General features: G+C 49.2%; 21 protein-coding genes. 6 read left to right on the top strand and 15 right to left on the bottom strand.

Features of this window, described 5'->3' with window-relative positions:
* Positions 1 to 93 precede the first annotated feature (93 nt).
* A complete protein-coding gene (locus NST37_RS12495; RefSeq protein ID WP_339186784.1) occupies positions 94 to 1,467 on the bottom strand; it encodes a sugar phosphate nucleotidyltransferase in 1,374 nt (457 codons plus the stop codon).
* 242 nt (positions 1,468 to 1,709) lie between these two features.
* Between NST37_RS12495 and NST37_RS12490 the strand changes: the two genes are divergently transcribed.
* Positions 1,710 to 3,446 carry a phospho-sugar mutase gene (locus tag NST37_RS12490; RefSeq protein WP_227277742.1) on the top strand — a complete coding sequence of 579 codons (1,737 nt, stop codon included), beginning with the start codon at positions 1,710 to 1,712 and terminating at the stop codon, positions 3,444 to 3,446.
* Between the two features lie 37 nt (positions 3,447 to 3,483).
* Positions 3,484 to 4,695, top strand: a complete 1,212-nt coding sequence (locus NST37_RS12485) for a glycosyltransferase family 4 protein (RefSeq protein WP_024984758.1) — start codon at positions 3,484 to 3,486, stop codon at positions 4,693 to 4,695.
* Between the two features lie 181 nt (positions 4,696 to 4,876).
* Here NST37_RS12485 and NST37_RS12480 read toward each other — a convergent pair whose 3' ends face one another.
* From NST37_RS12480 to NST37_RS12440, 9 genes are all read right to left on the bottom strand, one after another.
* Positions 4,877 to 5,656, bottom strand: coding sequence for a carboxypeptidase-like regulatory domain-containing protein (locus NST37_RS12480; protein ID WP_024984759.1), 780 nt, complete (start codon positions 5,654 to 5,656; stop codon positions 4,877 to 4,879).
* 17 nt (positions 5,657 to 5,673) lie between these two features.
* Entirely contained in the window at positions 5,674 to 6,717 is a 1,044-nt protein-coding gene (locus tag NST37_RS12475; protein ID WP_024984760.1) for a glycosyltransferase family 4 protein, read from the bottom strand.
* Positions 6,714 to 7,730 carry a glycosyltransferase family A protein gene (locus NST37_RS12470; protein ID WP_227277733.1) on the bottom strand — a complete coding sequence of 339 codons (1,017 nt, stop codon included), beginning with the start codon at positions 7,728 to 7,730 and terminating at the stop codon, positions 6,714 to 6,716. The genes NST37_RS12475 and NST37_RS12470 overlap by 4 nt, the downstream gene beginning before the upstream one ends.
* A 143-nt stretch (positions 7,731 to 7,873) precedes the next feature.
* The gene (locus NST37_RS12465; protein WP_172920314.1) at positions 7,874 to 9,880 is read right to left on the bottom strand and encodes a glycosyltransferase; all 2,007 of its coding nucleotides are present in this window, start codon (positions 9,878 to 9,880) and stop codon (positions 7,874 to 7,876) included.
* Positions 9,881 to 10,142: 262 nt separating this feature from the next.
* Positions 10,143 to 11,636, bottom strand: coding sequence for a glycosyltransferase family 4 protein (locus NST37_RS12460; RefSeq protein WP_339186723.1), 1,494 nt, complete (start codon positions 11,634 to 11,636; stop codon positions 10,143 to 10,145).
* Complete coding sequence (locus NST37_RS12455) at positions 11,633 to 12,823, bottom strand: glycosyltransferase family 4 protein (protein ID WP_031933324.1); 1,191 nt, start codon at positions 12,821 to 12,823, stop codon at positions 11,633 to 11,635. The genes NST37_RS12460 and NST37_RS12455 overlap by 4 nt, the downstream gene beginning before the upstream one ends.
* Positions 12,824 to 13,669 (bottom strand): dTDP-4-dehydrorhamnose reductase, encoded by an 846-nt coding sequence (gene rfbD, locus NST37_RS12450; protein ID WP_024984765.1) that lies wholly within the window; start codon positions 13,667 to 13,669, stop codon positions 12,824 to 12,826.
* A gap of 50 nt (positions 13,670 to 13,719) precedes the next feature.
* Positions 13,720 to 14,694, bottom strand: a complete 975-nt coding sequence (gene rfbB, locus NST37_RS12445) for a dTDP-glucose 4,6-dehydratase (protein ID WP_031933322.1) — start codon at positions 14,692 to 14,694, stop codon at positions 13,720 to 13,722.
* A 43-nt stretch (positions 14,695 to 14,737) separates the two neighbouring features.
* Positions 14,738 to 15,193: a dTDP-4-dehydrorhamnose 3,5-epimerase family protein gene (locus NST37_RS12440; protein ID WP_003386871.1), complete on the bottom strand. Its 456-nt coding sequence runs from the start codon at positions 15,191 to 15,193 to the stop codon at positions 14,738 to 14,740.
* Positions 15,194 to 15,499: 306 nt separating this feature from the next.
* Here NST37_RS12440 and NST37_RS12435 point away from each other — a divergent pair, with 306 nt between their 5' ends.
* Positions 15,500 to 16,285: a hypothetical protein gene (locus tag NST37_RS12435; protein ID WP_003386872.1), complete on the top strand. Its 786-nt coding sequence runs from the start codon at positions 15,500 to 15,502 to the stop codon at positions 16,283 to 16,285.
* Positions 16,286 to 16,349: 64 nt separating this feature from the next.
* On the opposite strand, the gene NST37_RS12430 is transcribed toward NST37_RS12435, so the two are convergent.
* From NST37_RS12430 to NST37_RS12420, 3 genes are read right to left on the bottom strand one after another with little or no spacing between them, the layout of a single operon-like run.
* Positions 16,350 to 16,952 (bottom strand): FkbM family methyltransferase, encoded by a 603-nt coding sequence (locus tag NST37_RS12430; protein ID WP_228006726.1) that lies wholly within the window; start codon positions 16,950 to 16,952, stop codon positions 16,350 to 16,352.
* Between the two features lie 11 nt (positions 16,953 to 16,963).
* Positions 16,964 to 17,119, bottom strand: a complete 156-nt coding sequence (locus tag NST37_RS12425; RefSeq protein WP_227277727.1) for a hypothetical protein — start codon at positions 17,117 to 17,119, stop codon at positions 16,964 to 16,966.
* 16 nt (positions 17,120 to 17,135) lie between these two features.
* A complete protein-coding gene (locus tag NST37_RS12420; protein WP_024984767.1) occupies positions 17,136 to 18,251 on the bottom strand; it encodes a hypothetical protein in 1,116 nt (371 codons plus the stop codon).
* A gap of 222 nt (positions 18,252 to 18,473) precedes the next feature.
* Between NST37_RS12420 and NST37_RS12415 the strand changes: the two genes are divergently transcribed.
* Together NST37_RS12415 and NST37_RS12410 are read left to right on the top strand one after the other, a co-directional pair.
* Complete coding sequence (locus NST37_RS12415; RefSeq protein ID WP_024984768.1) at positions 18,474 to 19,601, top strand: glycosyltransferase; 1,128 nt, start codon at positions 18,474 to 18,476, stop codon at positions 19,599 to 19,601.
* Between the two features lie 38 nt (positions 19,602 to 19,639).
* Entirely contained in the window at positions 19,640 to 21,880 is a 2,241-nt protein-coding gene (locus tag NST37_RS12410; RefSeq protein WP_031933319.1) for a glycosyltransferase, read from the top strand.
* 382 nt (positions 21,881 to 22,262) lie between these two features.
* Here NST37_RS12410 and NST37_RS12405 read toward each other — a convergent pair whose 3' ends face one another.
* Complete coding sequence (locus tag NST37_RS12405) at positions 22,263 to 23,222, bottom strand: GDP-mannose 4,6-dehydratase (RefSeq protein ID WP_003386877.1); 960 nt, start codon at positions 23,220 to 23,222, stop codon at positions 22,263 to 22,265.
* A 265-nt stretch (positions 23,223 to 23,487) separates the two neighbouring features.
* On the opposite strand from NST37_RS12405, the gene NST37_RS12400 reads away from it, so the two are divergent.
* Complete coding sequence (locus NST37_RS12400) at positions 23,488 to 24,528, top strand: glycosyltransferase (protein ID WP_024984772.1); 1,041 nt, start codon at positions 23,488 to 23,490, stop codon at positions 24,526 to 24,528.
* Here the strand turns inward: NST37_RS12400 and NST37_RS12395 are convergent.
* Entirely contained in the window at positions 24,468 to 25,208 is a 741-nt protein-coding gene (locus NST37_RS12395; RefSeq protein WP_194246930.1) for a sugar phosphate nucleotidyltransferase, read from the bottom strand. The genes NST37_RS12400 and NST37_RS12395 overlap by 61 nt on opposite strands.
* Positions 25,209 to 25,215 lie beyond the last annotated feature (7 nt).

The raw sequence follows: 25,215 nt of genomic DNA, 5'->3' as shown, positions 1-25,215 counted from the left end.
ATAGGAAAGAAAACGACATAAGTTTGGAAAGATTCATGAAAAAGCGCCCCCTGTCCTCTGGCATGGCGGCGCCTGTCTCATGATCGCTTTCTGTCATTGCCTCAAGGAGTCCAAGAGATCATCCCACGACATGAATAGGCGGACGATGTCTTCTTCGACAAGTCTTGTGCCCATTTGAATCTCGATAATCTCCAACTCTTCGATTGCCTTGATTGCATGTTTGGCATGGACAGGAATTCTGACGACATCGCCTGCCTTTACCCGAATCAACCGGTCATTCAATACGAATTCACCGATACCGGCTACAATCGTCCATACCTCACTGCGCATCTGGTGATATTGATAGCTGAGGTTTTTTCCTGCGTATAAACACAAGCGCTTGGTCAAGATGTCTGTTCCATCCGTCCTTGTTTGATAATCGAGGACTCGATACCATCCCCATCGCCGTTCCTCAAACATCGGTCTTTGGTCTATCTTTTTCACCAGATCCTTCACTCGGTGGCTTTCCGATTTTTCCGATACCAGTATGCCGTCAGGGCTTGCCGCTACAACGACATTCGGCACTCCCACTACCGCTATCGGGATATCCAATTCATTCACGACATGTGTATTGCTGCTATCGTCGCTAATGATGCCTTTTCCGATCACTTTTGTTTGAATATCCGCCGTCAGTGTATCCCACGTGCCCAAATCCCGCCAGGTGCCATGATACGGGATCGCTACAACCCGATCTGCTTTTTCAACTACTTCATAGTCAAAGCTTATTTTTGGCAATTGGTCGTATTTCTCCACAAGCTCATCAAACTCAACCGGCAGCTTTTTTTCTTCCAGCAATTGAATGAGGTAGCCTAACCGAAATGAAAAAACACCGCAATTCCACAATGCATTTTGCCGAAGAAGCTTGGCTGCCTCATCTTTAGACGGTTTTTCCGTAAAGGAATCAACAGGGATATAGCCTTCGGAGGTTTTTAGGGTATTTTGAACCGGAATAATATAACCGTACTTTTCGGATGGGGAGGTGGGCTGCACCCCGATTAATGCAATATCTGCGTCGGATTGTCGTATCGTGTCCTCCAACTCCTTGACTTTATCAAAAAATTGATAATCCGTATAAGGATCGACTGGCATGACGACGATCACTTCATTCAGGTCTACGCCCTGCTTCGAATAGAAATACGTTGCTGCCAAGGCTATAGCCGGATACGTGTCTCGACGCTCCGGTTCAATGATAAGAGGCACATTGCTCCCCAACTGGGAGGTAATCATGTCCACCTGCGTTTTGCTTGTCGATATATAGGCTGAATGGTCTATTTTTTTCGTCTTCAGTTGTTTCCATATCCTCTGTATCATCGACTCCATCTCGTCATCGGGAGTTCGTATCGTTTTTAGGAACTGTTTTGATCTGGATTCGTTGGAAAGCGGCCACAGTCGTTTCCCTGTTCCTCCTGAAAGCAAAACGAGCCTCAACGGAAAGCACCTCTCTTCTGTCTGATCCTGATGTACACATGTAATATCCATATGATCACTCGCCGGAAAAGGTATGTGTGTATCGACCAGATTAAGAGTGGAAAACCGACAACGGGCTCGTCCAAAGCCAATCTGCACATGAATATTGTGGCACTGTCTCCGGTTGCCATTTATACCGCCGCTCATACTATGTTTTATACTCGCAGATGTGTGCGAATCGATGTGGAGGTTTTCGGCTCATGATCAATTGGAGAGAGCGATATAATCGCTGGATGAATTACCCCGATCTGGACGAAAGACTACGCGAAGAGTTACAGCGCGCAAAGGATAATGAACCACTTCTAGAGGACCTCTTTTATGCCGATCTGGAATTCGGTACGGGAGGGATGCGGGCGGAAATGGGACCTGGCCCCAATCGGATGAACGTGTATACGGTGCGAAAAATTTCCGAAGGGCTGGCCCGCTTTATCGCAGAGTCTGGCCAACAGGCGAAGGCGCAGGGCGTAGTGATTGCCTATGACTCCAGAAACAAATCGTCTGATTTTGCGATTGAATCCGCAAAGGTGATAGGAAGGCACGGCATCCGTGTTTATTTGTTTGATCGGCTCTGTCCAACCCCCCTTCTGTCTTTTGCGGTGCGCCACCTGCATGCGTTCGCGGGAATCGTTATCACCGCGAGCCATAATCCGCCCGAGTATAACGGCTATAAAATTTACGGCAGCGACGGTGTCCAAATCACGCCGGCGACCGCCGAACAAATCATGGCAAAGGTAAACGAGGTAACAGACGAACTGTCCGTAGAAAGTGGTGATGAAGCATCATTGAGGCAGAGCGGCCTATTGGTGCAGATTCATGATGATATCCTGGAAGCATATGTCGAGCGACTGCAGACGATCAGGCTGAACCCTGAACCATCGGGTACTTCGCAGGTAAACATCGTTTTTACCCCTTTACATGGAACAGCATACGAACCCATCAGGCTCGTTCTGAGCCGGTTCGGCTACAATCAGGTCACTGTCGTTACCGAGCAAGCGAATCCGGACCCGCATTTCACCAATGCAGCATCGCTCAATCCGGAAGAGCCGCACGCATTCGAGCTGGCGCTGCAATACGGTAAACGGACAAACGCTGATCTGATCCTGGCAACCGATCCAGATGCGGACCGCATCGGTGTCGCAGTCAAAAAAGGTCCGCAGGGATATACGATACTGTCCGGCAATCAAATCGGTGCCCTTTTACTGGACTATCTCCTATCCGAGCGAAAAAGAAAAGGGCTTCTGCCAGATAACGGCACCATCGTCAAAACCATTGTCACATCCGAATTCGCCCGAGCAATCGCGGCCGATTACGGTGTAGATACGGTGGATACGCTGACGGGCTTCAAGTATATCGGAGAGAAGATCAGCATGTACGAGAGATCGGGTCAGTACACGTTTCTGTTCGGATTCGAAGAAAGCAGCGGCTATTTGATTGGCGACTTTGTCAGGGATAAAGACGGCATCCAAACGGCTCTGATGTTAGCAGACATGTGCGCTTTTCATAAGTCATCGGGAAAGTCCATATACGACGGACTGATCGAACTGTACAAGAGATACGGATTTTACAGCGAAGACTTGTATTCCTTATCCCTCAAAGGGAAGGCGGGAGTCGAGAAAATCAGGGCCACCCTGTCTTTTTTTCGCCAGCAAGGTTTTACCGAGGTTGCCGGCAAAAAAGTTATGGTCGTGGAAGATTTTCTGGCAGGCACTTGTAGAGAAATGGTCAACGGCACCAGTACCGCGATTCCCTTGCCGGCATCCGATGTGTTGAAGTACCGGCTAGATGACGAGTCGTGGTTTTGCCTGCGGCCCTCCGGTACCGAACCAAAACTAAAAGTATATCTGGGGACGAAAGGTGTCACTTCGGAAGAAAGCAGTCAAAAGCTTCGAGCATTGAAGAATTTTGTGCTTGAGCAGTTCAACGCGCTCGGGCTCATATGAGTACGCTGTACAAATAAAGCGCAGCGGAGGCTTATTCATGAACATTTTACTCGCTACGTACTGGATACTCCCCCACGTAGGAGGGGTAGACACGTATTTACGTACTTTAAAGCAAGGATTGGAAGAACGCGGCCATCAAGTAGATTTGCTTGGCCATCATCCGGACATGAGTCGGGTGCACTTGCTGGACGACAAAAAAAGCGTGGAAAAAAAACCGATTCACCTTCCTGTTTATGATATTTTGATGGATTATTTTGACCGGGAGTTTCCGCTTCTCGATCACTGGGCGCGGTACCGCCTTATCGAGCGGCATGTATTTGAGATGGCCACTGTCATGCTCGAACTGAATCAGTATGATCTGGTTCATACGCAGGACATCATCTCCACGCGGGCTCTATCTCGTGTCATTCCCAAACACATTCCGCATGTCGCAACGATTCACGGCATGATTCACGATGAGTTTGTTTTAACCGGGGAGATCGATCAGGCGGACTCGATGCGCTGGAAGTACAGCTATTTGGAAGAAAAACTGGGATGCTCCTCCGCAGATGCCACGATTCTCCCGACCGAATGGCTTCGCAGGGAATTCACAAACCGCTTCTCTGTGGCTCCGGAAAAGCTGACGGTCGTTCCCTATGGATTACAGGCAGAAGCGATAGCCCAACAGACGGACGCAATCCAGCACATCCCCCGGTCAGACGGCAAACAAGTCATTATTTGTCCCGCCAGGCTGGTTCCGTACAAAGGGCAGCGGTATTTGATCGAGGCTTTGGCAAAATTGGCTCGCGTCCGCGATGACTTCGTTTGCCAATTTGCCGGGGAAGGCCCGGACCGAACGGAGCTGGAAGCGTTGGTCGGACAGCACAACCTGGACCATCATATTGAATTTTTGGGCAACCGATCCGATATCTTTCATCTGCTCAAACAGGCGAGTATTTTCGTGCTTCCCTCCCTTGTCGAAAATCACTCCCTGGCGATCATGGAAGCGCAAATTATCGGTTTGCCCATCGTAACCACCCGTGTGGGAGGAAATGCGGAGCTCGTCTCGCATCACCATACGGGCTTGCTGGTCGAACCCCAAAACAGTGATGAGCTGTTTCAAGCGCTTCTGATGCTGATGAATAACAAAACTCTTCGGGAAAAGCTCTCGCACGATGCCAGGAGGTGGGCCAGAAAATACTGGCGGCACGATTTCATGGTGAACCGGACACTGGAGGTATACGAACAGGTACGCCTGCACAAAAAATAAGCCCCCTCTCCGTATGTATGTATGTATGGATGCCTTCTCTCTCTGTTGAGGGATGGCCTAAACAATGAGCATCCCGTCCACTTTTGAAAGTGAAACGGGATGCTCGTTTGTTTATGGTTCCAATTTGGCCCAAGCCGTCGACATTTCGCAAATTTCCCCTTCGGCCTGGCATTTCACCTTTTTACTGAAGCGGCAATACGGGTATGTGTATCACCATGCCGTCCCCGTTCAATGCGACGCGGATTTGCTGTTCGCCATACTGATACGATCTGCCTACAACTATATAATTTCCGTCAGACAGTTCGTCAAACTGATAGTGTCCGTGTTCGTCGACAGCCGTTGCGGTTATGAGCTGTTTTCTCTCATTCAGCAAGAGAACGTATGATAACGCTGCAGGCGCCCCTGAAAATTTATCGTATACGATTCCTTTGATAGAAGCAGAGGAGCACTCTCTCGGCTTCCCCGGTTCCTTTAATTCACGCAGCATATCCTCATCGGGCACTTTGTAATCGGGGGGCAATGCATAAGCGACCTCATCCCAAGTTTCCTCATCCAGAAAATAAACCTTTTTCGACGGCGTGAACGAAAACAAGTGATGATACGGCTCCATTAAATCTGCTACCCCAGTGAGCTTCACTTCATCCAACAGAAATGAAAGCTGCCGTACGTCTTCGTTCAACCCCACCTCCTGTGGAACAAACACATCGCTGGCCACGATCTCCAAAACACCTTTCATCATCGCCGGAAGCAACACGGTGATTGAGAATTTTTCCGTCGGATTGATTTCCTCATGAAGCAACTGGCCATTGACGTAAAAGGAGAGCGTGAGATTTTCCGGATATTCGTGGCGCCGCCCGCAAATCGTCAGAGACGCAGCTTCTTTTATATTTTTCAATGGTAAAACGAGGCGCTTTGATACCCACCCATCCTGATAGCGGTCCGTAAATACCATGTTTGTCATTCCCATCCCCCCGCTGTTTACCCAATCAACTTCTCGATCACGGAATCCCAACCAAGCTCCATATCTTCAATCAAACGCAGTCCGTTCATCCCCATCGTTTGCGCGCTCCGCTTGTTTGAGAACAAATAGTCGAGCTTTTCCGCAACAGCTTTCGGATCGGGCTCCAGCACGAAGCCGTTATCGCCATTCCTTACAAACTCGAGCGGACCGCCAGCGTCGACGTGCGTAATGACGGGTTTGCCGGACAGAAACGACTCCAGCGTGACATAGCCGTAATCTTCCTGGTACGGTCCGTAATAAACTGCCAACGCGTTCGCATAGTACTTTCTTTTCTCTTCTTCGGAGATCCAGCCGAGAAAGTGCACCCTGTCTTGCAATCCGTATGTTTCCACAGCGGATTTCATTTTGTTGATAAAGGTTTCCTTTCCTCTGCCGGCGATCACAACCTTGACTTGTGTTTTGGTATAGCGCAGGGCTTCGATCAGTACCTGCTGCCGTTTTAATTCTTCCAATCGGGAGGGACAAAAGATATAGTTTCCTATCTCTCCCGTGTAGAAGTGTTCGCATCCGAACGGAGGGTGGTAGAGAGGCATCGATTCAATCCCGTTGTACGTACGCAGCCTCTCTGACACAGTCGCCGAGATCGTGTATGTTTTGGCGCATGCAGAAAGGGCATGGCTGTCTTCCTCGACGATCATCTTTCGCAAGCGGTCGCCGCCCTCCATTTTGTCCAGACCATCGAAACCGGTTCCCCACAGCTCGTATGCTTCGCGATGCTGATGCAGCAGCCATAACACTTTGTTGTCGTGCCGGGCATAGTAGATCGGAAATTTCAGGGCAATCATCAGGTCGATCGGTCTCCCCTTCATTTCCGACAAGTCGATCAAGCGGGACATACGGATGCTGTTTTCCAGACTCTCAGCCGGATACCACTTGAAGGGGATGGTCACGACCTCCGCCTCGTGTCCCCTGAGAATAAGCTGCATTTTTAAATTGTTGGCCAATATCTCTGCTCCCCCGTATTCAAATGGCACTTGAACGGAGGCAATGGCAATCCTCATCGATCCACCTCATTTTTTGAGCAAGCGTTCATTGTTGGCCCCGGATTTTTTTCCAGCGAAAAAAACCTCCGCAAAAAATGCGGGAGCTTGTCGTGTCTGCAGCCAAAATAAGCGCCCAACCTTCTGGCGATATGCCACCGCCAGCGAAAATAAACCCAGTAATACTTTTCGTGCCGACGATAGTCGGTCTCGGAAAAAATGAATTGCGCTTCGGCTCTGGCTATTCGATAACAGGCGGGAATCAAGGTTGCAAGCGAAACATCTTCGGTGTAGCCGAAAGCCATATGCATCCCCCGCAATTCATCAAAGAAACGCTGAAAATAGCGAAAAAACGAGGAGTAACTATGGGAATGGATGACTGCCGCCTTTGGCATATATACCTTTTTCCAGCCATTGACGATGATGTCTCTGCCCATTACTTGGTCTTCCGTGTATATCACATCGCGAAATCGGATAGCAGCCCACGCCTCTTTCCTTAAAGCCGAATTGACATTTGAGTTAAATCCGTACCAGAGCGGATTCTGGTGATAGAGAGCCCGACCTTCAGGGGTATCCTCCACATATTGCACGAGAGGCTCATCCGACTTGGAAAACATTTCGAAATGGAGCATCAAATCGCGCCGTGTAAAGGGATCGCATTCAGGTCTGGCAATCTGCTTGCCAAACACACAGCCGACTCTGGGGTCGAGGCTAAAACCCCTGATCATCTCCTCCAGCCAAAACTCATCGGCCGGGGTTGCGTCTTGCGTCAAAAAAACAAGGTATTGCCCGCGGGACAATTCGGCCCCGTAGTTCCGTGTTTTTCCATGTCCGAACTGTTTCTTGTCAATGGGATAAAACCGGACGGGATATGACATCAGCACGTCGACTGTTCCGTCCGATGAGCCGGAATCAATGGCAATCACTTCAAAAGGAAAGCTTGTTTGCTGCCGATAGATCGCGCGAAGAACTTCATCGATATACCGGATACCGTTATACGTCAGAAGAATAATGGAAACATCGACCTGCCCCATTTCCATCCCCCCTTCTGTCCTCCCCGTCGCTCATCTGGTGCTGCGACACTTTTTCGCCACGTGAAACCGCGCTTTCCATCCACCCCATCTGACTCCATCCGGAGAAGCTGAGACGAGACCTGTGAGCGATCGTCACCCGCGATTCATCCGCTCGCTCCTTGCACCTCTCGTATATCCAGAATCTGCTGGTGAAACAGCCTCGCGTTGTATTCGGTTTCTACAAATTTCAGGCCGTTGGTTCTAAGGCGCTCCCATATCAGACTATCTGTGTAGCAAGCGATGATTTTATCTGCATAGTCCCGAGGATCCCTTCCGATCAGCACCGTATCTTCCGTTAAACCGAGCTGATCCGCGATGAGAGGGGACACAACAGCCGGGACGCCGTATGACATGCTTTCCAGCAATTTCAAGGGTATTCCGGCAGCAAATCTGGTAGGCACGACAAACACTTTGCTGTGATTGTAATATGGCTGCAGATCAGGGACGGTCCCGGTGACCTTGATGTGATCGGAAGCCAGGTTTTTGATCGAATCCAGCAGATTTGTGCCGGTGAGCCACAGATTGACTCCCAATTCCTTGAAGACGAGCGGATAGACTTCGTTTACAAAATAAAGTGCCGCATCCTCATTCGGCGATCCTGGCGTGAAGCTTCCGACAAATAGCAAATCTTGACGTTGTGAAAATGGATTGGGCGTTGGCTGGACTTCGATACGGTGGCCCAGCACCTGGACCTGCTTCACACCGAGACTTTGAATGGTTTTCCTTTCCCGTTCAGATACCGAAATCACCTTGTCTGCCAGGGCCATCAATTGCATTTCCTCCAGAATCAGGCTTTGTACGGTTTCTTCAGTCAGTGGGATGCCCAGCGCAGTTTGCCGGCCGATTTCCCTGTGGAAAAAGAGAGCTTCCGCATCGTACACGATCTGGGGTTTGGGGTTGGTGTTTTGCATGATGCCGGCAATTTCCCGCATGTTGTGCGGTCTGCTGACCAGCACCTGGTCATACGCATCCTTTCTTTCTTCCCAGAAGTCACGGAAGTTTATCTGTTGATCGCCCGTGTTGTAAATGACTTCGATTCCCATTTGTTGCAACTGTTCCGTGTAGGGCTGCACTGACTCCGAAAATTGCAAAGGAAACAGCGTCACGGAAACATTCGCGTCGGCCAGCCCCTGCAACAGCATCCAGCTTCGCGGATATCCGCAGCCAAGCGCAGGGATTGGAATCCGGTCATCGACTACGAGCACCTTCCATTTTTTGTCCCGCTGATGTTCTCTGGCCCGGATGCTCGCACCGGCTCCGGGTAAATGGTAATCCTGCAGCCGGTGATTCCATCGCCCGGCAAATACTTCCCTGTGTTTGGCCTGAAGCAGCATGGCCTGTTCCGGGGAACTGCTTCCAAATTCATAGTGAATGACGACAGCAGCAGGTTGATACATAATCCGATAACCGAGCTCCCGCAGCTTCATGCACAAATCTGTTTCTTCGTAGTATCCTGGGTGGTAACGCTCGTCAAACATCCCCGCTTCCATAAATACGTCTTTTTTGAGAAACAAACAAACACCGGAGCAATAATCGACCTCGCGCACATACGAATACTCCGGTTTGAAAGGTTGATCTCCCCGACCGTATCCCGCACAAGAGCCGTCTCGCCAAATGATACTGCCCGCCTCCTGGAGTTGTCCGTCGGGGAAGATGACTTTGGCCCCTACGGCTCCGCAATGTTTTGTCGTTTCCGCAGTCCGGAGCAGCGTAGACAGCAATGCAGGAGTGATCTGTGTATCGTTGTTAAGAAAAAGCAGCCATTTCCCGCGCGCAGCGGCAGCTCCCTGATTGCATCCCTTCACAAAGCCCTCATTCTGCTCATTGCGGATGATAGCTGCCTGGTGGGTCCTTTTCAAAAGGTGGACTGTTTCGTCACTTGAGCCATTATCGACGATGACAACCTCATAAGGGACATCAGCGTGGGCTTTTATCGTTTCGAGGCATTGGAACGTATACGCAGCTTTGTTGTAAGCGACCAGAATGATAGAGACAACTGGCTGTTCCCAGTTCGGATACTGCAGCGTCGAGCTGGGATTGGCAAGAAAAACGCCCAGTTTTACCTTCAGGAAAGTGGCAAGCTGTTCTTGAAGCTGACTTCTTTCATTCATTTTTTTGCCTCCGGGTGGTTACCTCCATGTTGTCGTCACGTTTGTATCAGGACAGGCCGAATAGCCATCATTACACAGTGAACCACTTATGCTTACATCTATTTTTATGAAACAAGTGACCTGATGGAAACTGGCCATTCCGACCAAAAACGCGCCTTTCACGCGGTGAACATGCTTCTTGCAAGCCGAAGCCTTTTGTGTGAACACTTGAAGGCTGCCAGGTGTTTCTGTGCGATCAAACAGAGGGGAAATGCCCCTCTTTTCATTCCGTCAATGTTTTTATAAAGGCCGGATCCGGTATCGAATAGTCGGGCGGTACCCTCTTGAGCACGTTGCTCCATTGCGCAGCATCAAATTTTGCCGGATCGATGTCGAAGGAGAAAATACTCTCTGCCTTCCCGGAGCGATCTATTCTCTTGGAGACCAAACCGTGCTTGCCAGACAAATCCGGCTGCTCCCGCCGCTCTTCCGATCCGTGCTTTTTTCTCTCGATTGCCTGAACATATATCCCTATCGTCTTTTCAAACATGGTTTTGGAAGAGAAACGGATTCGAGCCCGTCCGGCAGCGTTCATACCCAGTGTGAAACGCAATTCCTGATTGGTTAGCAGCCGAATCAGGCTTTCGGCCAGTTGGACGCTGTTGCCCGTCTGGAAGATCAGGCCTGTTTCTTCGTGGCAGACTACCTCGGGAATCCCCCCGGCATCAGATGCGACACATGGTTTTCCTGCCACTTGCGCTTCCATCAGCGTATACGGGTGCATATCCTGTATCGACGCCAGCGCGACGATATCCGATAATTTCAGTAGAGCCTCGACATCATATCGATCCCCGAAGAAAACGAGATGATCCCATACCCCTGATTTTTTCGCTTGCATCTCCAGCTCATCTCTCAACTTTCCGTCCCCGATAAGCCAGCAGACGAAGTTGCTCTCCCTTTCCTTTACGATGCGCAAAGCCTCGATCAATGTCTTATGATCCTTTTCCGGAACGAGCCGCGCAGGACAAGCGATAATCAATCTCCCTCCCGCCTGCTGATTTGCAGTCAAAGGCGGGTACGGTTCAAAGTCGAAACGGGTTAAAAACGGGGGCAAATCCAGTGCATAAGGGAGTACGGTGAGTTTGTCTGGATGGACGCCGTATTCGCCCCCCAGTATCTTCTTTTGCCATCTGGTCGGTACAATCGTCGCATCGGAGGACATGTGACCGACATACTCTTCGGCTGCGGCATACTTCCATTTCAGGCTTTCCTTGCTTGCGATTGCTCCTGAATGGATATATTCCGTTGCAAGGATGCCGTGAATGGTCGCGACGAGGGGGATATGGTGCGGCTTCGCACGAGACAGGGCGCGTGTGGACAGGATGTCTTGGGTGTGTATCACATCGTAATTCTGGAGATCGAGCAAGGCAGCCGATACTTCAAACGTGTATCGCTCGACTTCCCGCCAGCGAATGGCGGGGTCGGTGCCAGGAAGATGCCTTTCAAAATACTGAAACATCTGATGGTCAATGACATCCTTAATCGTCAAGCGCTTTTCGTGACTGTTCGTCGTTTTATCGATTTCACGCCCGGTCAGGCTCCGTCCAAACTCATCTCGGATGTGACTGTACTTGTAAATGGTTCGCATGTCCTGATGATGGGCGAGAATGTCGACGTGATGTCCATTTTCCTCAAGCTCTTTTTTTAGCGTATCTATGTAGCGATTTACTCCGCCAACGTGAGGAAAAGGAAAATAGGAAGCAAGCAGAATTTTCAAACAGGACCCCTCCCGCCTTGTTGACTGATCATCGCGTTGACCAGCCTCTTGAAGTTGTCATAATGATACAATTCAACAGCCCGTTGTCTCCCCTGCTGCCCCATAGCCGCCCGTATATCCGGTTCGTCGATCAATTTCTGTATCGCGGCGCCAAGCGAAGCGGTATCTCCTTTGTCGATCAACATTCCTGTCTTCCCGTCGATGACGATTTCCTTCAGACCGCCTGATTTGTAGGCGACAATACAGATTGAAAGTGCCATTGCCTCCAGAGCGACGTTGGGAAACGCTTCTTCGACGAGACTCGGGACGACGACCATATCGACTGCGAGCAGCAAATCCGAAATATCCGGAAGCGCACCCAGATAGTGATATTCGACCGCCTCCATCCATTTTGCTTCTTCCTGGCACATTCGAAAGTAATCGTCGTCTCCTATGTTTCCCGCCGCCAACAATACGATTTTCTCCTGGCTTTTGAGAGAACGGCAGGCTCTGATCAGCTCAATCAGTCCCTTTCCGGCATAGATAGAGCCAAACCATCCGATCACGGCATCTGAATCAGTCCAGCTCAAGGTCTGACGGACCACTTTTCTTCTCTCCCTCACAAACAAATGATCAAGAATGACAACCCCGTAGGGAAGCAGATCAATCTGCCGTTGTCCTGCTGACGCCAGAGACTGTGCTATGATCGCGGATGGAACGAGGATTCGATCGCCATGACCGTGGATCAAAGCCAAAAGAGGCAATGTCTCCGGCTTGCTCGGGACGGTTTCGTGAATATACCACCAAACGGGAATCTTCCTTTTTTGGGCGATGACCAACGGAAATGCGTTTATGGCACTGTTGGCAATGATCAGGCTCGGGGATATCTCAGCAATCGCTTGATCGAGCAAACTCCCTTCTGCTCTCATCTGAAGCATGCCGATCTCATCTCCCAAACGACCGGGACTGTAAATGAAACTCCACAATAAAGGAAAGGGGATGATGCGCGATTCCATCCCCATCTGATCCGCCCGCACTACGGACAGTCCAGGTCCCGGACTTATCCAGACTACCTTCAGCCGCATCTCCAGAAGTGCAGCGCCAAGCATAAGCAGTACTTTTTCCGCCCCTGTTACGATCTCCGGGTGTGCATGATGGCTGATAAGCATGACCACCCGTTCACTTGCAGACGGTGCGCTGATGTTCATTTAAATGCTCCTTAGCTCATCAATAAATTGGGTTAATGCGGTTCTCCAATGTCGCAAGGTCGAGAACCCGTTCAAGCGTATGGCCATGTGGTCAAGAACGGAGTATGCAGGCCTTGCGGCGGGGAGGAGAAATTTTGCCGTGTCAACCGGACGTACGGTTACCCCCAATCCCGCGGCAGCAAATATCGCTTTTGCCCATTCATATCTGGAACAAGCTCCCGTATTGGAAACGTGATAAATGCCATATTTCTCGCTCTCCAGCAGCTCTTTTATAAACCAGGCCAATTCCGGCGCATAGGTCGGAGAGCCCACTTGGTCGCAAACAACGTCGATCTCCGTGCGCGTTTCAGCCAACCGCAACATGTTCTTTACAAAGTTGCTCCCATGTCTGCCGTATACCCAGGAGGTCCGTACGATGAAATATTTGTCTGATAAAGTTTTTACCATGTCCTCGCCAGCCAGCTTCGATTTGCCATATACGTTCACAGGATTTACAAAGTCGTACTCCCGGTATGGCTTAGTACTGCGGCCGTCAAATACGTAATCCGTGCTGATATACATCATCTTTGCCCCTGCCTGCTGAGCGGCTACCGTCATATTTCGCGTTCCGTACGCATTCACGAGAAATGCGCGGTCTTGATCGGCTTCTGCTTGATCGACATGGGTGTAGGCAGCCGTGTGTACGACGATCTCTGGCCGTGCTTCCTGTACGATGTCCCGAGCTTTGGACAAATCGGTAACATCCAGTTCGTTGCGGGTGCAGCCAATCACCTGGTGATGAGCGGAAAGAACCTTGACCAACTCACGACCCAATTGGCCGTTTGCACCTGTCACCAAGATTTTCATGCTTCCCACCCTGTTTCCGGAAACCCGGGTTTTTAGACGCATGTCCATGATCAAAGCCTGTTTTTGTACCAAAGCACTGTCTCTCGGAGCGCAGTTGCAAATTCATAGACGGGGCGCCATCCGAGTTCCCTGCGTATCTTATCGGCATTGATCGCATACCGGCGGTCATGTCCGGGCCGATCCTCGACAAATTCAATGAGACTCTCCGGTTTTTGCAATACCGCCAAAATTTTTCGGACAATCTCGCTATTCTTATGTTCGTTGTTGCCGCCGATATTGTAAATTTCCCCTGGCCTTCCCGAATGAATGACGAGGTCTACAGCCGAACAGTGGTCTGCCACGTGCAGCCAGTCCCGCACGTGTCCGCCGTCGCCGTAGATCGGAAGCTTTTTGCCCAGCAAAGCATTCGTTGTCATAAGCGGAATCAGTTTTTCCGGATGCTGATAAGGACCGAAGTTGTTGGAACAGCGTGTAATATTGACGGGCAACCCGTATGTTTCATGATAGGCGCGGACCAACAGATCGGCTCCTGCTTTGCTGGCCGAATAAGGGTTGTTTGGAGAAAGCGGCGATTCCTCCGTAAAACATCCTGTGTCTCCCAGTGAACCGTACACCTCGTCGGTCGATATTTGCACGAATTTTTTCACCTTGTATGTGCGGGCTGACTCCAGCAGTACGTGGGTTCCGACCAGATTCGTCCGGATAAAGACCCCGGGATCGGCTATGCTGCGGTCCACGTGGGATTCAGCAGCAAAGTTCACAATGACGTCAACAGGAGCCGGTGCAGTCGTTCCATATGCCTCGCTTTTGCCGGACACCAGTGCATCTACCAATCGCGAGTCGCAAATATTTCCCTGTACAAATGCATAGTGTGGATGGGACTCGACATCCTTCAGTTTTTCCCTGCTCCCCGCATACGTCAGGAGATCCAGATTGACAATCTGATAATGAGGGTATTTCTCGATCATATACCGGATAAAGTTGCTACCGATAAAGCCCGCTCCTCCTGTTATGAGCAGCCTCATCTTCTCCCTCCTTATGGCAGCTTCTCTCTATGGAAAAAGCCCGTCACCTGAACTTGGTGGACCAGTCAAAACCGATTACGGGATCGTCGAAAGCAATCCGGTATTCGTCAGGTTGTTCCGGATTGTATGATCGATTGGTCACATAAAGGATCATCGCAGGTTCATTGCCGAGCACGCGATAGCCATGGGCGACCTCACGGGGAATAAACAGAGAAATCGGGTTGTGTTCGCCCATGTAGTACACCTCCGTTTGCTGAAAGGATGGAGAATGTTCACGCAGATCATGCAGTACCACTTGGGCGTTCCCCTTCGGAAAAAACCAGATATCGTCTTGCTGCTTATGGTAATGGAACGCTTTGATGACACCGGGATAGCTAAGCGAAGCGGATAGCTGACCAAAGCTGGCAAGCCACCCGTCATCATCACGCAGCATTTCCATGAAATAACCCCGATCGTCGCAATGCTTGATTAGCTTCTTCGTTTTCACACCTTCGATCAAAGGAATCCTCCCTTCTTGCCTCTGATCTGATGAAGAATCCTTTCTTTCATGTTTATCTTCTTACTTTATGCTATGTAGTGATGATGGAAAACGCTCTTGAATGCTTCGGACAAAAACGACCTAATCCCTCAAGAGGCCATCGGGATTCACGTCTAGCTACCGGTGTTATAAAGCCGTCATTTCCCCTTTTCCCTGTTCTTAAGGAGTGATATAGTCTCAAACCCCTATAACTTTTCCTGCCTGTCGGCATATAGTAAACGAGTAGTTTTTCCATCACCAATCACCAGTAAAGGGGCGATTTGCATCGTGCTGAAGTCTCAAATGTGCAAACAGCAAGACTTTGATACTCCCTGGTTCCGTCAAGCCTGTGAAAGGCTGAAGGAACCGTTTCGCTATCACAGAAAGCTGTGGGAGTTTTGCTACATTTATCAAGCCTTGCTCGAGCGGGGAATATTGGCTCCCGGTAAAAAAGGGCTCGGATTTGGCGTCGGAACAGAACCATTGATTCCGTTATTTGCCTCGCACGGTTGCGAAATCGTGGCAACTGACCTTGACTATGACAGTGCTCTCACCCAGGGATGGGTCCAGACTGACCAGCATTTCAGCAGTATGGAAAAAATAAACGAACGAGGGATATGCGATCCGGTTCAGTTTCAGAATCTGGTGACATTCAAAACGCTGAACATGAACGAAATCGGGCCCGAGTATTACAACCAGTACGATTTCACCTGGTCTTCCTGCTCGTTCGAGCATGTCGGTTCGATTGAACTGGGCAAGCAATTTATTCTGAACCAAATGAATTGCTTGAAGCCGGGCGGTGTCGCGGTTCATACGACAGAATTCAATCTCTCCTCGAACGACGATACTATCGAAAGCGGCATCACTGTTATTTTTCGCTTGCAGGACATCGAATGGATGGTGGAGGCACTGCGGGCACAGGGACATTCCATCGAGATCGATTATTCAGTAGGTACCGGAGAGATCGAATCGTATGTCGATGTGCCTCCCTACTCAAATGACTTGCATCTCAGACTGCTATTGGGACAATACGTCTCCACCTCTATCGGGCTGATCATTAAAAAGGCGGAGTAAATTTGAGAAACACCGTGCGATAGAATACCGCACGGTGTTTCTGCTTTCTGTGGCTTTCTCGGGCTCACCTGAATAGTAATAAATCTAGGTGCTCAACCGCACTATGGGCGGCAAGCTCTGCTATGTTCGTCTCAACGATTCTACCGTCATCATGCAGAATATGGAAACGGAAGCCGCGATCCGTGAACCGTCTCAGAACTGACATGGGCTCATAGCTCACAGGCCATATTTTCGGGCAATACTCCATAAAGATGAGGATCCCGGGATTGTGGTCAATGACTTCACATAAACTGTCCATAATAAGCGGTTCTGAACCGTCAATATCAATTTTAATGACATCTGCCTTCAGATTGGGCAAGTAATCAGTCAAAATGCCTTTCTCTACAGTCATGCATGTATTTCCAGTCATTTCTCCAAGGCCTTGGAATTCGATGCTTGTTCCTCCCTCGCCGGACGTACAGATCTCGGTTTGTCCTCTGCTATCGGATAACATCACTTTATTTAATTTTACACGGCCATACATGCCGTTGATCGAAACGCTTTTCAAAAAATTCTTATGGTGAAACGGATTCGGCTCAAAGGAATACACACTCCCGGTCGGGCCGACAAGCATCCCTGCCAACAGCGAGTAGTAGCCGTGATGGGCTCCGATATCAACCACTGTCATACCTGGTTTGATCACCACATAAAAGCATTGGTCAACCATTCTTCCCAGTAGCCCACTAGCATGATGACGACGTTCACCGGATCGCGGCTATCCAAAAACATGTATGGTCCATTCTTCAACCTCGTTACTACCGTATGGTCTCCCAGATAAATATGAGATCGCTCCAAATAAAACACCCCTCAATTATAGTTGTGACAGGAACATGTTGGGAATGCGAATCGTACAACTTGTGGGATCGTGTTTATGCAAGCGGACTTCCACATTTTTTTCCTCATGGTTCAAATAAATCAGATCCCTAATCACGGAGGATTTGGACAGTCTCCTCTCCCACAGTACTTTCTTGCCCGAGTCTGACATAATATACAGCGTGAATTCCCCTTCTCCTTTCATTTCAATACATACTTCAAATCGATATACCTGACGTGGCAAGTTTATAAATGGCCCGTAGAAAGCGAGGCCAGGTTGATCCACTACGAACCACCCGTTCAGATCGTATGGAAACAATTTGTAAAAAGGAGTGTAATAGTAGTTTGGGATATTAACCGGCGAACGGTAGTGCAACGGCTCTGGCCGACCTTGAATGACAGCTCTCGTTTCTGCCACTTTGTCCAGTTCGATCACGGCAATTCCGTTCGCAAACGGGAACGGACTTTGAAAATACGTGTTTTCCAGCTCCCGCTCCTCACATTGAATCCAGACTTGCTGGCAAATTGTTACGGATGTATCAGCATCCAGTTTTTTTAAAAAACTCATCGATAACGCTTCCCGCGGGATGCCGTATTTGTCAACGAGAAGAGCCACGTATTCACTGCTGAATTGTATCAACCACCCCATGTCCATCAGCTTACCAAAGGGAACGGTAATCAACGCTTTTCCCCCCGGATGAAGCAAGTTATAAATTTTCAAGATCGCTTTCAGCGGTGCTTCCCGGTCACCAGAGCTGTGTTCTCCATACGCATTTTGCCCGATATGCTCTACTGTAGAGATCGATACGATCGCGTCGTATTTTTCGTTAAAATCCATCAAATCGACGTTCATGATTCCAGGTCCCTTTTCAAATTTGTCTAGAACGTCAATCTCGCCGATCTCTGGATGTTGGGAGAGCAGTGGAGCATAATTCGACAAGACGTTGCCTACCTCGAGAATTCGCTTCTCCTTTCCTATCCGTTTAAGAAAATCAATAGCGATTGGGACTTCAACCGCTCTTTCGGAAAAGTTCTGAAAGTGGATTGGATTGTACGTAAGCTGCTTGTTCTGGTAAATGAAAAAAGGCAGGGTGTCATGTCCGATAATCCCCATTAGGCGTCCCCCCTTCCAAACATTAAGACTCTAGGAAGCATCGCTGTAATATATGCACGGTCTGAAATCAAGGTTTTACGCAACCATCACGGATAGCGAGCCTGATTGCAAGCCTTAATTTTTGCCATTTTGATACACGTACCCAACACACTCCCTGTCCGTCCTTTATATACTTGTTAATAACGCAATTGCTAGCGACTGACAAAGGGGATGTAGTTGTACATGAAGTATACAGGGGTGTACTGGATCGGCCCTGTTTATGACATGGGGGGATATGGAAATGTATCGCGAAATTATTTGCGGGCGCTAGAGACGATAGGGATTCCCGTTTATATTGACGCTTATGGTCCCAAGCACGCGGAAATCGGCGAAACGACCATGCGCTGGTTGGAAAATTTGTCCACTGACCAGATCGGCAACAGGGTCGTGTTGATCCGACACGGGTTACCCGACATTTTTCGACTTTCTTACCAAGTCCCCCACGTTGTCAAAAACATCGGCATCACACTTTTTGAAACCGATCGTCTACCCGAAGGCTGGGCATCCTCGATCAATCTGATGGATGAAGTCTGGGTTCCGTCGCGGTTTAATTTCAACACGTTTACCCGTAGTGGCGTAGCCCCTTCAAAGTTGAGGGTGGTACCTTACCCCATCGAAGTAACCAAGTACTTTCCGGGACGCCCCTACACCAAGTTTGCTCCGGCACCCTCGGTTGGATCGTTTACCTTTTTATATGTATTCGGGTTCGACTTTCGAAAGGGATACGATCTTTTGATCGAGGCTTTCTGCAAAGAATTTTCGTCCAAAGAAAACGTCTCCTTGATCTTGAAAGTATACATTCACAGCGGGCAGTCACCCGAGTTTGTCCGCAAGGAAATCTCGTCTTATATTCCTAAGAAGCGCAATAAAAACCAGATTGTCCTCCTGATCGAAGCGGTTAGTGCGGACCAACTCATCGACTTGTACCAAAGCTGTGACGTTTACATCTCAATGGATCGCGCTTGCGGATGGGGCATGCCCATCATGGAGGCGATGGCACTTGGCAAACCGGCGATTGCCCTAAATTGGGGCGGATCCACACAGTTTATGAATGATGCAAACAGCTTTCTGATCGAAACGGAGAAGAAGCTGGTGCCCGTTAACCAAAAGCTCCAAGACGCAAGGCCCGAATACTACTTGAATCATCAATGGGCGGACGTCGACGTGGGGAAAGTGCGAAAGGTGATGCGAGAAGCTTATGTCAACAAAGACAGATGCAGGCAGCTTGCCACAAAAGCCGCCTTGGATATGCATCTCCATTACTCCCCCGCCTCCATCGGCAAAGTCATAAAAGAGTTGTTTCATCAATAAAAACGAAACCTGCATTCTACAGAAGAGAGTGATCAAAGGTGAACATTGCGTTCGATATGACATTTTCACAAAATGTGAGCAATGTAAGAGGAATCGGTCGATATTCCAAAAGCTTGCTGGAGCATATCGCCCTTCAAAGTGGAGACCATTCTTTTTTTTATTTTTATCCGGACCTGAGCGTCAGTCACGAACAGCTAAGGGAGCAACTGCAGCTTTTTATCAGGCAAAATAAAATCGATCTGTTCCATATTTTGAGTCCGTTTGAATGGACCAATTTTGCCATGATGAACAGAGAATGGTATGGAAAAACGAGGGTTGCCGCTACTCTCTACGACATGATCCCTTGGATTTACCAGCATATCTATTTATCGAATCCGCAATACCGCGAATTTTATCGAAATGTATTGGAATTCGTAAAATCCTGCGATATCATTTTTGCGATATCGGAGGCTACCAAGCAGGATGCTGTCAAGCTTGCAGGCATGGATCCTGAAAAAATCCATGTAGTCATGGGAGGCATGAACGAACAGTTTACATGCATTCCTAACTGTAACCAAATGGAGGTCAACTCCCGTTACGGCATCAGAAAGCCGTATGTCATGTGTACAAGCGGCATGGATTTTCGAAAAAATACAGACAAGTTGATAGAGGGCTTTGCCAAGGCAAACCAAGCGTTACACTTTTCCTATCAACTCGTGCTGTGCTGCGATGTTTCTCCTACTGACGTCGAACATTTGAAGAAGGTCGCGCAGAATGCCGGCACGGCCGACGACTTGATTATCACCGGTTATGTGCCCGACAGTGATTTAGTCAAGCTTTACAATGGGGCCGCTCTGTTTGCCTTTCCCTCTTTGTACGAAGGCTTCGGCTTGCCTGTACTGGAGGCGATGGCTTGCGGCGTGCCTGTGGTCACTTCCAACAATTCATCGCTGGCCGAGATTGCGGGCGATGCTGCTTATCTAATCAATCCGCACAGCACAGACGAAATCGCGTCCGGAATCTACAAGATGCTAACAAGCCCGGACCTGCAAATCGAATACCGCAAAAAAGGCTTTGTTCGAGCAGAGCAATTCCAATGGAGCGAAGTTGCACGCAAAGTAATGGATGGGTACCAGCTCGTTGTCCGTAAAAAAATCGCAATCTTTTCACCTCTCCCACCGATTCACTCCGGAATCGCCAATTATATGGCAAGTATCCTTCCATCCCTGCTGAAAAACTACGATTGCGATCTGTATATCGACGATGGCTACACACCCGAGCTTTCAGATACTGCACGTACAGCAAATGTTTATCATCATCGCATGTTCCCGGAAAAAGCGGATGAATACGATGCGATTTTGTATCAGATGGGAAACAGTTTTTACCATGCGTATATCATCCCGTATCTGAGGAAATACCATGGGGTGGTCGTGCTTCACGACCTGAATTTGCACGGGCTTGGCCAGTGGTGGGCGCTTGATAAAAATGATCTGGACACTTACCTCACCATGATCAAAGAAGAAGCAAAAGACGGTGACGATTCCCTGCTCCGTGCTGTCCTGAGCGGAAATATGGGAAGTCAATTTGATCATATCATCAATAAGTTTTATATAAACGGAGCAAAGTCGGTCGTGGTCCATAATCGCTATTGTTACGACGCTCTGGTCAATGACGGGGTCGAATCCGTAATTATGGCCCGTCTCCCCGCCAGTATGCCTTTCCAATCGCCAAAGAATCGCAACAACCGGTTCGTTTTTGCCAGTTTCGGCTTTTCCGGCCCGCACAAGCGTCTGGAGTCAGCTATCCGCTGCATCAAAATGCTTGTGAGCAAAGGGCATGACAACGTAGAATACCGAATTGTCGGAAGCTTTGACTCCGATTACGCCAATACCTTGAAAAGTCTGGTCACATCGCTCAAGCTGCAATCGCACGTGACCTTCCTCGGTTACTTGCCAAATGAGGAGTACTATCAGCAGTTATCCCAAGCAGATGCCGTCATCAATTTGCGCTATCCTACTTGCGGCGAGTCCTCCGCTACATTGCTGGATACGCTAAGCCTGGGGATTCCATCGATCGTCTCCGATATCGGATCCTTTCGCGAGATTTCCGACGAGGTGGTCCTCAAGGTACCGTCGCCCCTGCCTGACGACCAGCCACTGTTTGCCGCAATGCTGAAGCTCTATCAAGACCCAGACCTCCGCCAAGGGATGTCACGGAAAGCCAAAGAGTACGTATCGAGGTGCCATTCTGTCGAACAGTATATCGAACAACTGAACAAAGCGATTGAAGCCTCCTCCTGAATATAGCAAGGCCCCAAGCAGGTAGCTTGTATAAGCAGAAGGACCCCGGTCCCCGCCGAACAGTAAACCCGTTTGGATGCATCAACCATCGCCGCTTTATTGCAAATAGGCGGGAGAACCAAAGTGAAACTGACGATGCTTGTTGTGCGGAACCGCCTTTTCAGAGGCGGTTTTTTTGCATCCCGATGCTCTCGGCTTTGATCAGCAGGCGGAAACGAACCAGGTAAGTTTTTGCGGGGCGATTGTTCCTTTTGAGGGCACAAGCCCTGTCGCTCCTGATGTCCCTGTCGCTTCTCATCCGCCTATCAACAAAAAAAGAGAGGGAAATTCTCCCCCCCCTACTTCTGTTTTCCCATCCAATTTTTCGATCAGCATTTCGCGGTCATACGCGGGCACGCCAGTAATCGAGCAGATCTTTCAAGGTTTGCTCAAAAGGAATTTCCGGTTTCCATCCCGTTTGTTGATGAAACTTGTCGTAATTCCCAAGCAGGATTTCAACGTCAGATGGCCTCATTCTGCTTGGGTCTGGCGTAATGGTAATGGCTGCCTGGCTCAGTGAAAGAAGCTTATTCAACATTTCCTCAATCGTGTAGGTAACTCCCGACGCGATGTTGTACACCTCGCCCGGGACACCTTTTTCCACGGCCAGCCAGTAGGCTCTGACGACATCTCTGACATCCGTGAAGTCCCTTTTCGCCTGAAGATTGCCAACGTACAGAACAGGAGGTTTGATCCCCTTCTCGATCTCTGCAATTTGCTTGGCAAAGTTGGAAGTCACAAACGCTTCGCCTCGACGCGGGCCTGTATGATTGAAGGTTCGGGTACGTATCGTTTTGAGACCGTAGCTCTGGTAATACTGATAGCCCAAATAATCCTGCCCTACTTTGCTTACGGCATAAGGGCTTAGTGGACGGAGCGGGTTATCCTCCTTAATCGGGACTTCATGCGCATATACTTGCCCGTACTCTTCACTGGAACAAGCGATTTGAACGGTGCAATCCAGTTGATGCTTTAGTATAGCCTCAAAAAGGTTCACTTGACCAATTTGATTGACGATTAACGTTTCCGCCGGTGCATTCCATGACGTCGGTACAAAACTTTGAGCGGCCAGATGAAAAATGTAATCGGGTTTAACCGCTTTGATCATCTCATCAACGGAGCGCGGGTCTTTCAACTCACATTCGACCATATGGATGTCATCCTGGATATGCTTGATGTGATCCATTCTGCTCCTGAGTCGATAGGTACCGTATACTTCCATATCCTTTTTGTTCGCTAACAACCATTCTGCGAGGTGGCTTCCGGCAAATCCGGTGATTCCGGTGATTAGAGCTTTTGGCATCGTGTTCCTCCCTGATCCTCAGTCAAATTATTTGGGCCATGCTGGCGGTGTTCTGGGCTGGCATGATCCCCTTTGATGTACGGTCCCCCATGAAGGGACAGAACTCATGCAGGTTGCAGCATTGGTATTGAAATATTCCACACACCCGCAATTTATGACGAACGGGACTTCTTCGCCCCTACAATCGTCAGAAACTGTTGGAAAAGCGTACTAGCTCCATTCATATGCTGTTAGAAGCGGCAAAACAATGAGTAAGAGGATCGTGATGTCTATGCAAATTGCGTTTTATTACGATTCGTCATTTGATTGGAACGACAATGATCTTGAAAATAAAGGGGTCGGTGGATCTCAATCGACGCTTATCAGAATGACTCGAGAACTGGCAAAGCGCCACGAGGTGACTGTTTTCAACAGCACAACCAAAGAGGGCCGATACAACGGCGTCACCTACCGCAACTATCAAACGTATAGGAGCGACCAATTCTGGGATGTGTTTGTCAGTTACAGATGCGCATTGCCCAGTAGCGGAGTAAATGCGGCATGCAAGCTTCACTGGTGCATCGATCCCGGTGACAATACGGTCGAAAAAGACCTTCCCTTTATTGACAAAGTCATCACCATCAGTCCATTCCATACGAAAATGATGAGCAATATTTTTCACATCGACAAAAGCAAGATATACGAGGCCCGCCTCGGGATACAGACAGAAGACTACTGGGATTGCCTCCCGAAAACAAAAAACAAACTCATATTCTGTTCAGCTCCTGACCGCGGATTGAGGCATGTTCCGCAGATTTTTTCCCTGATCAAAAAAAAGATACCTGATGTATCGCTCGTCATCACCATGGATTACAGCTTATGGGGATTCAAGCCTGAAACAGAACCGTATCGCGAATTGTTTAAGGGAATGGAGGGCGTTACCTATTTGGGAAAAGTCTCGCAGCAGCAATTGGTCCATGAGCAAAAAACAAGCATGATTCATATATACCCCTGCGACGGTCCCTATGAGATGTTTTGCTTGGCTTCCATGGAGTGCCAGGCAGCAGGAACACCGACCATCGCGACCAATCAGGGCGCCCTTTCCACTACAGTCCAAGACGGCAAGACCGGGAAATTGATTTATACATTGCCTGATTATGATTCATGCTTCTATCAGACATTCGCGGATACGGTGACTACGCTCTTGAGTGATCCCATCGAGTGGCAGAGAATGAGCACGTATGCGAGAGAAAGAGCATTTGTCCACTATTCATTAAAGGGCCTGGTGCTGGAGCTGGAAAAAAGGTTCACGGATTGGAGCCGTTGATTCACACGGTGATAGGACTGCAGCGTCCCTGCGTCCTCCCACCAGCCGGGCAAGATATGATAGGTGGCTTCTCCCGCGGAAATAAAGAGGTTATTCACATCTGTTATTTCCAGCTCTCCTTTCGAGGAGGGATGGATTTTCTCGATGATGTCAAATACGTCTGGTCGGTACATGTAAATGCCGGTTACCGCAAATGGAGATTTCGGGTTGACCGGCTTTTCTTCGATCGCTATTAAACGCTGTCCCTCGAATTCTGCAACGCCAAAATGTTGGGGATCAGCTACTTCCGCCAACAGGAGGTGCGCTTTTTCCCGCCCCTTGGCAAATTGATGGATAAAAGGGGCCAACTCGGCTTGAAACAGGTTGTCACCGAGATGGACGACAAAGGGGGAATCGCCCACGAATTCTTTTCCCAGGCTGACTGCTTCCGCTATGCCACCCGGCCGGTCTTGAACACGGTAGGTGAAACGGACCTGAAACTCGTTTCCGCTCCCGAGAAGCCGCGAAAAATAGCCCAAATCTTCTTTTCCCGTAATGATCAAGATGTCGGTGATACCCGCTTGCCTTAATTTGTAGATGGGATGGAAGATCATAGGGAATGTTCCGACCGGCAGTAAATGTTTATTGACAACATTCGTTAGCGGGTACAGCCGGGTTCCTTTTCCTCCAGCGAGTATCATGCCTTTC

The sequence above is a fragment of the Brevibacillus sp. FSL K6-6036 genome, from assembly GCF_037964015.1.
GTDB lineage: Bacteria > Bacillota > Bacilli > Brevibacillales > Brevibacillaceae > Brevibacillus > Brevibacillus borstelensis.
The sequence above is the reverse complement of the archived record's forward strand: the minus strand, read 5'-3'. Positions and strand labels throughout refer to the sequence as shown.

Bases quoted from the DNA above. Each gene is read 5' to 3' on its own strand.
- rfbD (WP_024984765.1), bottom strand. From the start codon at position 13,669: ATGAAAATCTTGGTGACAGGTGCAAACGGCCAATTGGGTCGTGAGTTG.
- NST37_RS12400 (WP_024984772.1), top strand. From the start codon at position 23,488: ATGTCTATGCAAATTGCGTTTTATTACGATTCGTCATTTGATTGGAAC.
- NST37_RS12395 (WP_194246930.1), bottom strand. From the start codon at position 25,208: ATGATACTCGCTGGAGGAAAAGGAACCCGGCTGTACCCGCTAACGAAT.
- NST37_RS12415 (WP_024984768.1), top strand. From the start codon at position 18,474: ATGAAGTATACAGGGGTGTACTGGATCGGCCCTGTTTATGACATGGGG.
- NST37_RS12465 (WP_172920314.1), bottom strand. From the start codon at position 9,880: ATGAATGAAAGAAGTCAGCTTCAAGAACAGCTTGCCACTTTCCTGAAG.
- NST37_RS12420 (WP_024984767.1), bottom strand. From the start codon at position 18,251: ATGGGGATTATCGGACATGACACCCTGCCTTTTTTCATTTACCAGAAC.
- NST37_RS12470 (WP_227277733.1), bottom strand. From the start codon at position 7,730: ATGGGGCAGGTCGATGTTTCCATTATTCTTCTGACGTATAACGGTATC.
- NST37_RS12475 (WP_024984760.1), bottom strand. From the start codon at position 6,717: ATGAGGATTGCCATTGCCTCCGTTCAAGTGCCATTTGAATACGGGGGA.
- NST37_RS12405 (WP_003386877.1), bottom strand. From the start codon at position 23,222: ATGCCAAAAGCTCTAATCACCGGAATCACCGGATTTGCCGGAAGCCAC.
- NST37_RS12430 (WP_228006726.1), bottom strand. From the start codon at position 16,952: ATGACAGTGGTTGATATCGGAGCCCATCACGGCTACTACTCGCTGTTG.
- rfbB (WP_031933322.1), bottom strand. From the start codon at position 14,694: ATGAGGCTGCTCATAACAGGAGGAGCGGGCTTTATCGGTAGCAACTTT.
- NST37_RS12455 (WP_031933324.1), bottom strand. From the start codon at position 12,823: ATGAACATCAGCGCACCGTCTGCAAGTGAACGGGTGGTCATGCTTATC.
- NST37_RS12485 (WP_024984758.1), top strand. From the start codon at position 3,484: ATGAACATTTTACTCGCTACGTACTGGATACTCCCCCACGTAGGAGGG.
- NST37_RS12480 (WP_024984759.1), bottom strand. From the start codon at position 5,656: ATGACAAACATGGTATTTACGGACCGCTATCAGGATGGGTGGGTATCA.